Consider the following 12,000-nt stretch of genomic DNA (forward strand, 5'->3'; position numbering starts at 1 on the left):
TGGCACAGGGGCCTGAAGGGGTTGTAGTGAGTAGAGGTTGAATTGACCGACATTATCGAGACCAAGCTAAATCCGCCTTATATCCGGCAAAAGCGGATGAGTCGGAGTGCTATTGCAAGGCGAACGGCACAAGAAGTGGATTCGATGCATTTTGTGAGCGTCGTGGCGCCAGCGGGGTCAGGTAAGTCTACGTTATTAGTAGAGCTGCATGAGAATTATCGACTACAAGGTTACACTTGTAGCTGGCTGAACCTTGAACCTGGTGATGACGATCCAGTGCGTTTTGCTCGTTATATTGTCTCGGCACTGCGGGTGGTAGACAGGTCTTTTGCAGAGCGGAGTTTAGAGTACTTAAAGTCGAATACCTCGGCGGATTTACGAGCTTTTTTTGATTCAATTATTCAGTTTGTTGCGGCCATCGACGTGCGCTTGGCCTTATTTATCGACGATTTCCATGTATTGAAAAACTCCGAAATACTGCAATTTTGGACGCAATTTATCAGTTATGCCCCCGAAAATCTGCGCATTGTTATCGCCTCGCGCGCTAAATTGCCGCTGGATTTAAGTCGTCTCAGAATTGCCGGCGGTATTTTTGAAGTAAGTCAGAGTGACCTGAATCTCAGCGTGCAAGAAACCATGCAGTTTATGAAGGAGCAGCACAATGTTGAGCTGCCGATGCATGCGGTGCAGCTGCTGCATGACCGAACTGAAGGTTGGATGGTAGGGCTTCAACTGGCGGGGATGACGATCAGTAAATCAGATCGCAATAAAGAGGACATTATTCGGGGGTTTTCAGCGCGGGATCGTGATCTACAAGAATACTTGTTCGAGGCAGTATACGGTTTACAAGATGACGCGACGCGGTATTTCCTACTGCGCACCGCGCCACTGAACCGCTTTTCCGCCGCATTATGCAATGTGGTTACCGGGGGGAGTGACGGTCAAGAACGCTTGGCGCAATTAGAAGCCGCCAATCTGTTTATTATTCCCCTTGATCGCGAGGGGCATTGGTATCGCTACCATCACCTTTTTTCTGAATATCTGCTTACGCAATTACAACGCAACGAGCCGGTACAAAAGCAGGAAATATGCGAGCGTGCGGCGGACTGGTGTATTGGCGAGGGCTTGGTACTTGAGGCCATACAGTATTGTTTGGATGCGGCGTATTTTGAAAAAGCCACTGACTTGATTGCCGAACACGCTAAGAGTGTGGCCATTGGTGAGGGAAATCATTCGATTATCTTTGAGTGGATGAAAAAGCTGCCAAAGGAGTACCAATACCGTCGGCCAGAGATCTTATTGCATCACGCGTGGTCCCGGGCCTTCACCCGCGATGGTGTTGGTATTGCTGTGGCAATTTGCGAGGAATTTGAATCCCTCTTGGCAGATGCCAGCGCAAGTGCTTGGGACTTAAATGCCGAGGAGATGCAATCTTTTGTGCATCTTTGTAATGTAATCCGCTGTATTACCTTGGCTTGTTTTGAAGATGTTGACGCATGTGTTTCTGCGTCTATCGCTGTGTTGAAAGCGCTACCTCGGAATGAGTTCATGTTAGTTGCCTCAGCGTCGGTTGCGAGTGCTTATTGTCACTATCTCCAACAGAACTTTGATCTAGCGCTTAGCGCAGCAAGCGATGCCTACGTTTTTGGTCGTAAAGGCGAAAGTGCTTATGCCGCCGTATGGGGTGATTTTGTTGCGAGTTTGAGCAATGTTGAGCTTGGCCGGGTGCAGGCGGCAGAGGCGAGTGCAAGCCGTGCCGAACAGACGGTAAGCGAGGTTTTGGGGGGCGGTCAGGCTGCTGCACTTGCCGCGCTGGCTCAGGCGGAAGTCGACTGTCAGCGCTGCAATTTTGAACAATTAGAACAGGCGCTGATTGACGGTCGAGTAATTTCGACCATCTCAAATTCACCGGAACCCCTTTTAATTGCGCGTCGCTGTGAAGCCCGTTATCGGCTGTGGCTTGGGGAGTACGCTGCGGCCTGCCGCGTGCTGCAAGAGGGGCAGGACATCGCACTTACCCTAGATATGCCGCGGTTGTATTTTGCGTTTATTGCCGAGGAAGTTGAACTGCAATTACATTGTGGTGATGTTGCCGGGGCGCGGGGCACCGCGCGACGGACGGATATATTAAATCGCGAAAATGCGCTTATTGACACTCGGCAGCAATCCGCCGTTGTTGAGTGTATTGATCTGACTGAGGTGCGAATCCATTTAGCAGAAAAGCGCGCTGAAGAAGCGCTAAAGCTCATTAATCATCTTTTGGGCAAGGCGCAGCGCGACGGTCGTCTCGCTTTAGTACAGCAATTACGCACAATGAAATCATTAGCGTTGTGGATGTTGCTTAGGGAGGCTGAGGCAGTACGTGAACTTGATCAAGTCGTTAGTGCCGCAACCACGGAGGTGCAAATGTATCCCTTGTACCGAGTCGGCCCTAGACTGTTGCCAATTCTTAAGCAGCTGCAAAGCAAGCAAATTGGGGTTGCCGCCGATACTGCGAAACATGCTAAACATCAGTTTGTCCGGCGCTTAACGTCACTGTTAGGCGGCGCGGAGGATGAGTCTGCTGAGGCTGCACTGCAAAGTAGTGTATCGCCATTGGGGCTTGTCGAACCTTTAACTGGTCGACAATTGGAAATTTTACGGTTAATCGGTACTGGCTTAGGAAATAAGGAGCTCGCTGAAACATTGCACATCAGTCTGTCGACGGTCAAATGGCATGTGCATAATATTATCGAAAAATTAGGTGTTAAAAATAGAACTGCTGCAGTCTCATATGCGCGTATCAACAACCTCATTTAATTGCTTTCCAATTGTTGAATCCACCACTAAGACTGGCCTGCGTCTGCACGCTCGACAAGATCCTATACCGAAAAGTGGCCAGCCTCAGTTTTTACCCTAAATAGACCAACAAGCTCATTCTATGGGTGAATCGGTAAGTTTCGCTCTTGTCATGCTTAATCGCTACGCTATGAATTATGTGATTCACTGATTGGGATTGAAAAGTATTTTAGCCGTGCCCCTCCTGCAGTATCCTTGGTTAATTGAAGTCGTATTTATTGTGATTGTCATGCAATAGACCCTAGGACCTTATAGTGCGGTATCGGCTAGCTGGAGACAGAAATGAAATCGATTGTGGGCGGAGGGCCTAAGAAGCTTCTCTATACCTTGAAGACCGCGAATAAGATCGGTCTACTTAGTTCGGCTAAAGCCTTAAATTCGAGCAATGCCTGCAAGGCGTGTGGCTTGGGTATGGGTGGTCAGCGCGGAGGTATGATTAATGAGCTGGACGAATTCCCCTCGGTTTGTAATAAAAGTGTTCAAGCGCAATCCACCGATATTCAAAAACCCATTCCCCCTGAAATATTTGCACATAGCCTAGATGAGTTTCGGGCTCTGTCGGCATTCCAACTTGAACATTTGGGGCGCTTGGGTAAGCCAATTTACAAGGCGGCGGGCGAGCAACACTATCGCGAAGTGGACTGGGATTGGGCGCTGGATCGCGCCGCCGCGGGCATGGCAAAGGTAGATCCCGATCGCAGTTTTTTCTATAGCTCAGGCCGCTCTTCAAATGAGGCGGGTTTTGTTCTGCAGCTGATGGCGCGGCTTTACGGCACCAATAATATTAGCAACTGCTCTTATTACTGCCATCAAGCGACCGGCGAAGCCTTGGGTAATACCGTTGGCACCGGTACTGCCACTGTTGAGCTTGATGATATCGCCCACTGTGATTTGTTTTTCTTGATCGGCGCAAACCCTGCCTCTAATCACCCGCGACTACTCCATAAACTGATCGGTTTACGCCGTCGCGGTGGTGCGGTAGTCGTGATCAATCCGCTGCGAGAGGCGGGCTTGGTGCAGTTTGCTGCGCCTAAAATGATCAGCTCTATGATCAAGGGCGGGGACGAAGTAGCGAGTATTTATTTGCAGCCAAAAATCGGCAGCGATATCGCTTTGTTCACGGCTATTGCCAAGGCAGTGATTGAGAAGGGAGGCAGCGCGCAGGCCTTTATTGCGCAGCACTGCAGCGGTTATACGGAGTTTTTAAGTCACGTTGAATCTCAGTCTTGGGCTGCATTGCTAGATCGCTGCGGTATTGCTAAAGAGCAGGTTTTGCAGGTCGCCGATATGTATATCAATTCCCAGAGCGCGATTTTTGCGTGGGGTATGGGCATGACTCACCATCGTCATGGCGTCGACAATATTGAATGGATTAGCAACCTCGCTTTACTGCGTGGCATGGTCGGCAAGGCCAATGCCGGCCTGCTGCCACTGCGCGGGCATAGCAATGTGCAAGGCATAGGAACGATTGGTGTTAAGCCGGTGCTGCCCAGTGAAGTCTATGAGCGCATCGAAGCAACCTTTGGGGTGAGCTTGCCGAGCAAGAAAGGCATGCACACGCTGGAGTCGCTGGAGCGGGCTCATGAGGGAGGCATAGATGCGGCTCTTATTCTTGGCGGAAATTTATACGAAGCCACGCCAGACAGTAAGTGGGCTGCAAAGGCGCTGGATAATATTGGCCTGAAAATTTTCCTGACCACGACCCTCAACCGAGGCCATATCACTGGCGTCGACAGCGGCGAGGTGCTGGTGCTACCCGTTTGCGCGCGGGACGAAGAGCCAGAACCAACGACGCAAGAATCGATGTTTAACTATGTACGTTTGAGTGATGGTGGTATTGAACGTATTGCATCGGTTCGTTCAGAAGTGGCCATTCTTTCGGATATCGCCGCAAAATTGATACCGGCCAGTAAAATTAATTTCAGTGAATTTAAGCGTCATCAGCATGTTCGTGACGCTATCGCTAAGGTCGTTCCCGGTTTGGAAGAGTTGGCTGATATTGATGTGGCCAAACGTGAATTCTATGTACACGGTCGGCTCAAGCACACGCCTGAATTTAACACTGACGACGGAAAGGCCCGCTTTGTGGTTCCTCTGAACGCGGTAGAATCGGGGTCGTCTCAGCGCCCCTTTACCATGATGACCATCCGCAGCGAAGGCCAGTTTAATTCCATTATCTACGAAGAGAATGACAGTTATCGCGGTGTTACAAATCGTTGGACGGTATTGCTGAATCAGCAAGACGCACTGGAGTTGGGGGTGAGTGAGGGTGCGACGGTCGATATCAGCTCTGACTACGGAGAGATGCGTGGTGTTGAGGTGAAGTTATTTAATCTGCCGCAGGGCTGCATTGCTGCGTATTACCCTGAGGCAAATGTATTGAGTTCGCGATTAACAGATCCACGTTCACATACGCCGCAATTTAAGTCGATCGCGGTTTCGGTGTCGCGGTGTGGGTAACGCGGTGTGTATTCACAATAGTTAGTGCCCAGTATCGCGGGTTAAGCAGCAGACGCTCTAAGCAGCCTCCCCATGGGCTTGGTTTCAAGTTCAGTGCTAAAGGCGTCGTTCTCCCACGCGATATTCCCGCCAATCATTACCAGTGGTACAACGCCGTCAGAGCGATTAACTAGTTGTTCGTGATTGTATTCATTGCGGTGCTGACGAATAACATTGGCTTCCCCATCGTAATTCGCTAGCTGTTTAGGGTCTATCAAGATCAAATCAGCGACATCACCCTCATTAATCGTGCCCGCCTTAACGCCAAATAAATCAGCGGCGTCTTTAGTCAAACGTTTTACGATATAGCTAATATCTTTGTCGCCGCCGCTTGATGCTAGCTTTAGGCTGCGCAGATTTACATCATAAAACGCCATATTGGTAAGGTGCGCGCCACAGTCGTTAAATCCGGGCATCAGCAGCGGGTTCATGAGTAGTTCGCGAATTGTGTCAGGGTTGCGATTCGCGGTGACCGTACTCCAGCTCAAATCGAGGTCAAAGGTCCGCAGTAGTTGCAGCATAAAGTCGGCTTCATCACTGACCCAAAAGAAGTCCTGGTTGATGATGCTTAGCTCTTGCTGACTAATGTCACTGGGGATATTGCCGCGTTTAATATCAAGTATGCGATCCAGTACATACTGCATATTTAGGCCAAGCCAGTGATCAATGGGGCAGCGTTCCACGGTCATATCGCTGAGTTTGCGGTTAAAGGCATAGTCTTCAATATTTAATCTGCGTTTTAACTTTGCCAAGCCCCAGCCTTGTTTTCCTTTTAGCCACATTGAACGAAAAGCGCTTATATATTCAGGGTCGTTGAGAATAGTAAGTCTGGCTTGACGATCTTCTAAATTCGTTTCGTTGAGTCTCCTTAGCTCCGGAATCTCTTCAGATAGCGGGGTGACTGCGCCATCTGACCAGACTTTGAATGGCGCACCAAGCGCCTGCAAATGAAAGTCGCCTTGAATAAATTTGGAATTTAAAATCTTCGCTAATAATTTGGCCAGACGGAGTAATCTCCAGTTATTGGCAACATCTAAGGCCGCAACGACGGTAGTTCGCAAGGGCTTTTTGTGTAACCTACCGCTGGTAAGTAAAAAGGTTTTGATGGTGTTAATGGCGCTGTCCTTCGGGGGTGTCGCCTGCCATACCGCGCCGTGGTCGCGCACAACCTGGGTAAGCTTTTTAATCTCACCGTATTTGGCAAATTGGGTCGGTATGGTTTTCTCGCAATTAGGTTGATTTGCCAGGTAATGGAAGGGAAGCGCATCGGTTGAAAAACCCGCGTAGCCAAGTTTGAGTGCGTCGCTAAGCTTGGCTTGCATGGTCTTTAGTTCGCTGTCGTTGGGATCGCGGCTGATGCTGTTGTCAAAACCCATGGCGTCAATCCGCAGCATGGAGTGGGGCATTAGGGCGACGACATTTGGGCCAAGGTTAAGCTCTTCCAGGTGTTCCAAGTATGTCTTTGGCGAGTCCCAATGAACTCTTTCTGCGCAGCTGCGCAGAAAAGATTTGGGTAAATTCTCAACTCTAGCGAAGCAATCGACAATCGGGTCTATATCACCGCTCCGTTGGTTGCCAAAGGCCAGGCCTAAACTGCAGTTCGCAATGACCACGCTAGTTGTGCCATGCCGAAGTGATTCGGGTAAGCCTGGTGAAAATTCCAGCTCCAGGTCGTAGTGGGTGTGGATGTCAAAAAATCCTGGCATTAGCCATTTGCCCTTGCCGTCTATAACGCGCGATGCACTGTCTGCGGCTAAGTCTTTACCTCGTGCGACAATTTTGCCGGCGGCTATGGCGATGTCTTCAATAATGGCGGGCTCTCCATTATTAAAAATCTTGGCGCCTTTTATCAGAGTATCGAATAGCGGTGATGAGCTCATGGATTTTACCTATTATGTTATAAGTGCTCGAAATAACTGGCTAGCATGCTTGCGCCCAGCTCCAGCGTCGTTTCCTTTGATTGGTCTGGTTTTCCGAATACATGGCGGTGTACCAATCCTTCGGCCATCGCGAATAAATTAAACGCAACGGCCTCGGCATTTTCGATATTAAAGCTACGCACGAAATGTAATACGCGCTCGTCCAATAGAGTTTCACCGTGCTTTAAAATTTCTGCGAGCTTCGGGTCCAAAGTCTTGCGATGTTCTAATACTTGGTGCAATTCTGGTTCCGCTTCGTGGAAGGCATAAATCAGCGTGAGCACATAGTGGAATATGTCTTTGGTGGTATTAGCTTGTTCACTTATCGACATGAATTCAGTTGCCGACGGTACTTGTTGATAAAGATCTTCGATGCGCTGCTGCGCGATAACGCACAAAATGTCTTCTTTATTTTCGAAATATTGATAAAAGGTGCCGGTTGCGACGCTGGCTCTGCTAGCGATTGTCTTTGCCGTGGTGTTGTCATAACCCTGCTTAACAAAGCACACTTTCGCTGCGCTAATTAAAGCGCTGCGTTTTTGCTTGGCTCTAGCTTGGGTAGGAATTGCTTTCATTGTGACGCTCTAATATTGAATTCTGCTGGTGTAGTTTGGGTAGTGATGTTGGCAATATAGTCAAAACTTGAACTAGACGTCAAGTTCGGCTTTAATTGAAAAGCGCACATTTATGGTTTATCAGCCGTCGTTTAAGTCTGGAGTCGAGATGAGTTTCGAAAATGCGGGTAACTTACAAAACGATCTTGCCGCGTGGAGGGCGAGTGGAGAGTGCTTGGATATATGTGGCCATCAAATATTTGTAAAAGACGAGGGCGATAGGCAATTGCCGGTGTTGTTGCTGATTCACGGCTTTCCAACCTCAAGTTGGGATTGGTCAGGCGTTTGGGATGAGCTAAAGCGCCATTTTCGATTGGTCGCTCTCGACATGCTGGGTTTTGGTTTCTCTGATAAGCCCAATGTGAGTAGTTACTCGATTCACGGTCAGGCCGACATCGTCGAAGCGCTTATAGCGGCTAAATCCTTAGACAGCTTTCACGTGCTGGCTCACGATTACGGCGACACGGTTGCACAGGAACTTTTGGCTAGGCAGCAGAGTGGCGCTGGAATAGGCCGATGGCTGTCGTGTTGCTTTCTAAACGGCGGTCTATTTCCAGAAACCCATCACGCCCTATTAACGCAAAAATTATTGCTAAGCCCATTGGGGCCGCTGGTGAATAAATTAGCTGGATTCAAGCGGTTCAGCGCTAACTTTAGCTCGGTTTTCGGGCCGCATACTAAGCCGACGGCGGAGGAGTTGGCCGTATTTTGGCAGATAATTAATGAGAAAGACGGCAAACATATCTTTCACAATTTAATTACCTATATGCGAGATCGTAAACTGCATCGCGAGCGTTGGGTGAACGTCTTACAGCAATCCGCTATTCCGCTGGCACTAATTAACGGCTCCCTTGATCCTGTGTCAGGTGCTCATATGGTCGCGCGCTATCAAGAGCTCAACTGCCGGCTGGACTACCTCGGTGTATTGGCGGAAATTGGGCATTATCCTCAGGTGGAAGATTCACGCGGAGTCGTTAAACACTACCTTACATTTATGGACGGGATAGGATATCAATCGAAATAGCCAAACCTTAGTAGACTTTATGGGTGGCACAGTCGTTGAAAAAGCACCTTTAATTCGACGAATAACAGTATTTTATTAGTTTGTGCGAATAAGCTGAGTAATTGGTCGGTAATGATTTTTGATTCGTAATAGTAAAAGAAAAGGCCGCTGAGCCAAGGTTTGCTATCATCAGCGGAGGTAGTTCGGCTTTAGTTATCTGTCATAGATGTGCGGAACTAAACGTACAGAATGAGTGTATTAAAATCAGATTTTTAAAATTGAGCTAGTTGATAAGATTTAAGGGTGTCTTGATGAATATAGTTAATAGAATTTTCGTTCTCTGTTTATTGCTAAGTACTAACGTTGCGTTTTCTGAATCGGGCTCGCCAAGCGCAACTGCACTAGACGTGTTTAAAAGCCCCTCGTGCGGCTGCTGTGGAAAGTGGGTTGAGCACATTGAAGATAATGGCTTTACTGCGACGGTTCAGCATCCCTCTAATTTGAATGAGACCAAGGCCGCATTGGGTATTCCACCAAATTTAAGTTCGTGTCATACCGGGGTTAGCGCCGAGGGCTACTTCTTTGAAGGTCACGTACCCGCTAGTGTGATGGCACGATTTTTAGCAAACCCACCGGCCGACTCTGCGGGATTAGCCGTGCCCGGCATGCCTGCAGGTAGTCCTGGTATGGAGATGGGTAGCCAGTTCACCCCGTACAACGTTGTGCTTGTGAAGAAGGACGGTTCTAGTGAGATCTTTGCGCGTATGATGTCTTATGACGATCAGTTTTAGTCTCGCCGTTAATAGTGTGTGATGTGTTTAGACCACTGAAGGAGGGCGATATTGCGGGGCTTGGATTGGTCCGTTGAGTGCATGAAAAGCACGCGACGTAGTGTTGATTAGTATGCCGACGGCGATAAAAAATTTACAGTTGTCTATATCGGGAAAGGGTGGATATGTGCGCTGCCATACAAGCGCTCTGAGACGACAAATTTGTTATTACAGTCTTGGTCGGCGGCAAACAGTATTGTTAAACCGCCGTAGGGTGTTAAGGTGCTTATTTTTTCGGTGCGTGCCGATTATTCACTGTTCATGTAGTCATTTAGCACTTCGTGGAAATGCTGCACGCGGCGTTCCTGATGAGGTAAGTAAAAACCTTGGAATCCGGCGGAGTTCAAGCCTTCTTGCTGCATTTTGGCAATACTTAAATCTTCATCTGCGGTCGTTCCCAGCGATTTTTCACCATACATTACGTGTTCATACTCGCAGTCTTTAACAGGTAAGTCTGGGCCGCCAGCGGGTGACGGTGTTGTCTTAATGCCTTTTACTGGATGAACCATCCACCAGTGATCAAAGAGACAGCGCTGCGGGTCACCGGAAGGGTGGGGGCGAGGACGCAAGAGCTGCACACCATCTGGGCCGATAGACATGACCGTATTCGGAAAAATATTGTAGATAACGTAGTCGGTAAACTGGTAGCTGGCGTAGTTTTGGTAATGCTTGTAGCCTTTTTCTTCGCCTAGTTCACGTTTTGCTTGTTGGAGTGCGTGACGTATTTTTGTGTGGTTTTCCTTGCCGTAAAATGCATCTGGGTCAAGATTCCATTGACGCATAATCTCGGCGAGATGCTCGGCGACTTCTTCGCCCTCTTGTAAAATTGAGGGGTTGTGAGACGGGAACCATCCGCGGTTGTGGCCTTCGGGTAAGGTATCAAATTGGCAGGCTTTATAGTTCGCTTCGATATACGGAATCAAGCCTGGGTGAAGCACTTGTACATGATAGGCTTCGTTAAAATTGTCGGTGATGATTTTCCAGTTGCACGGGCTGTCCGCCGTCATGTTTAAGACGCGAATCGTCGCCGGAATATTATAAGACTCAAGGTCGGTTGTAATAACCTTACCCAAGAAATCTTCTAGTGATTTAGCCTCAGGATCCATATTGATCCAAACGAAGCCAAATAGATCTCGGCACTGGATTTCTTTTAAACGAGCTTTTCCACACGGGCTGCCCTGTGGGAAGTCCTCGTCATTAGGCGCTACAATATTTACGCCCTTAAGGTCGAATTGCCAGCCGTGGTAGGGGCAAGAAAATTGGTTTACAAAAGACTCACCCTCTTCTGTAATGCGTGTTCCGCGATGAGGGCATGAGTTGTAAAAGGCGCGAAGGACATTGTCATCGCCTCTTACACAAATAATAGATTCTTTACCGAGATTCATGGTGATGGTCTCACCCGGCTCGGCAACGTGATAAGACATTCCCGCTACATTCCAGGTCTTCATCCATACTTTTTGCCATTCCTTCTGGGAATAGGCTTCGCTGGTATAGCGATCTGCGCAAGTGTCGTCGTTGCGAAGGGCGATTTCAGTCACCTTTAGCGGCCTATCTAACTCTGGTGTAAGAGTATATGAGCTCGATGAAATCTCGGTCATGAGTAATAACCTCTGTTAAATTACTAATTTATTATTAGCCTGCCGGCCCTCTATCATTCTAGTTTAGATGTATAATTCAAAATAAACAATGAAGATTGTTTTTAATATGGCTGTTAATGCTCTTTCGTCTAACTGCGCATGTGGTTAGTAGGCAGACAATAGGGGGGAGCGTTTGACTCCCCCGCATTTGGCATCTAAGCCATAAGTCGGATGAATACCTTACTCGCCGTGCAATGAAGTAAACTTGCGGCGTTTAAATAGCCATTGGCCATCAATTTTTACCAGTTCATCATCGTATTGACCGCGAGGACGAAGATCGGTGCCATCCTGCATCACTGCAACCTCTGCGGTATAACTACGTGCGGTGGCAGTGTTGCCAGTTACATGAATATAACCTATCGTCATTGCCATAAATACGAAGGGGAAAAGAGTCATGCTTTGCTCCCAGCCCTTAACAATATTATCCCTGCCTATGACTTCTTCCATGCCGGGTACGACAGTTAGATTCCATACAGAGTCTTCTGCCCACGTTGAGCCCCAAATTTCTGTGCTGCGCTGGTTTACACCGTCTGCGTAGGTATCCATAAGTTCGCGAATCATCAGACGATCTTCAAAGTTTCCTGTAAATGACATGTTATAGCTCCTTATTTTCATTGTGGCCGTAAGTAATAGCGCTGTGCAACAGCGTATTGATTTAAA

Annotated in this window: 8 protein-coding genes; 4 read left to right on the forward strand and 4 right to left on the reverse strand. The window is 48.3% G+C overall.

Features of this window, described 5'->3' with window-relative positions:
- The first annotated feature begins 42 nt into the window (after positions 1-42).
- A complete protein-coding gene (locus KXJ70_RS16470; RefSeq protein WP_219044636.1) occupies positions 43-2,799 on the forward strand; it encodes a helix-turn-helix transcriptional regulator in 2,757 nt (918 codons plus the stop codon).
- Between the two features lie 321 nt (positions 2,800-3,120).
- Positions 3,121-5,298, forward strand: coding sequence for an FdhF/YdeP family oxidoreductase (locus tag KXJ70_RS16475; RefSeq protein WP_219044637.1), 2,178 nt, complete (start codon positions 3,121-3,123; stop codon positions 5,296-5,298).
- Between the two features lie 41 nt (positions 5,299-5,339).
- Here KXJ70_RS16475 and KXJ70_RS16480 read toward each other — a convergent pair whose 3' ends face one another.
- Complete coding sequence (locus KXJ70_RS16480) at positions 5,340-7,217, reverse strand: amidohydrolase family protein (protein WP_219044638.1); 1,878 nt, start codon at positions 7,215-7,217, stop codon at positions 5,340-5,342.
- A 17-nt stretch (positions 7,218-7,234) separates the two neighbouring features.
- On the reverse strand, positions 7,235-7,831 hold the full coding sequence (locus tag KXJ70_RS16485) for a TetR/AcrR family transcriptional regulator (RefSeq protein ID WP_219044639.1): 597 nt from the start codon (positions 7,829-7,831) through the stop codon (positions 7,235-7,237).
- A gap of 148 nt (positions 7,832-7,979) precedes the next feature.
- Between KXJ70_RS16485 and KXJ70_RS16490 the strand changes: the two genes are divergently transcribed.
- Entirely contained in the window at positions 7,980-8,894 is a 915-nt protein-coding gene (locus KXJ70_RS16490) for an alpha/beta fold hydrolase (RefSeq protein ID WP_219044640.1), read from the forward strand.
- A 290-nt stretch (positions 8,895-9,184) separates the two neighbouring features.
- On the forward strand, positions 9,185-9,664 hold the full coding sequence (locus tag KXJ70_RS16495) for a DUF411 domain-containing protein (RefSeq protein WP_219044641.1): 480 nt from the start codon (positions 9,185-9,187) through the stop codon (positions 9,662-9,664).
- 287 nt (positions 9,665-9,951) lie between these two features.
- On the opposite strand, the gene KXJ70_RS16500 is transcribed toward KXJ70_RS16495, so the two are convergent.
- Positions 9,952-11,301 (reverse strand): aromatic ring-hydroxylating oxygenase subunit alpha, encoded by a 1,350-nt coding sequence (locus KXJ70_RS16500; protein ID WP_219044642.1) that lies wholly within the window; start codon positions 11,299-11,301, stop codon positions 9,952-9,954.
- Between the two features lie 219 nt (positions 11,302-11,520).
- A complete protein-coding gene (locus KXJ70_RS16505; protein WP_219044643.1) occupies positions 11,521-11,934 on the reverse strand; it encodes a nuclear transport factor 2 family protein in 414 nt (137 codons plus the stop codon).
- Positions 11,935-12,000 lie beyond the last annotated feature (66 nt).

This window comes from Zhongshania aquimaris (assembly GCF_019312595.1).
In the GTDB taxonomy this organism is placed as follows: domain Bacteria; phylum Pseudomonadota; class Gammaproteobacteria; order Pseudomonadales; family Spongiibacteraceae; genus Spongiibacter; species Spongiibacter aquimaris.

Bases quoted from the DNA above. Each gene is read 5' to 3' on its own strand.
- KXJ70_RS16475 (WP_219044637.1), top strand. From the start codon at position 3,121: ATGAAATCGATTGTGGGCGGAGGGCCTAAGAAGCTTCTCTATACCTTG.
- KXJ70_RS16480 (WP_219044638.1), bottom strand. From the start codon at position 7,217: ATGAGCTCATCACCGCTATTCGATACTCTGATAAAAGGCGCCAAGATT.
- KXJ70_RS16500 (WP_219044642.1), bottom strand. From the start codon at position 11,301: ATGACCGAGATTTCATCGAGCTCATATACTCTTACACCAGAGTTAGAT.
- KXJ70_RS16495 (WP_219044641.1), top strand. From the start codon at position 9,185: ATGAATATAGTTAATAGAATTTTCGTTCTCTGTTTATTGCTAAGTACT.
- KXJ70_RS16490 (WP_219044640.1), top strand. From the start codon at position 7,980: ATGAGTTTCGAAAATGCGGGTAACTTACAAAACGATCTTGCCGCGTGG.
- KXJ70_RS16505 (WP_219044643.1), bottom strand. From the start codon at position 11,934: ATGTCATTTACAGGAAACTTTGAAGATCGTCTGATGATTCGCGAACTT.
- KXJ70_RS16485 (WP_219044639.1), bottom strand. From the start codon at position 7,831: ATGAAAGCAATTCCTACCCAAGCTAGAGCCAAGCAAAAACGCAGCGCT.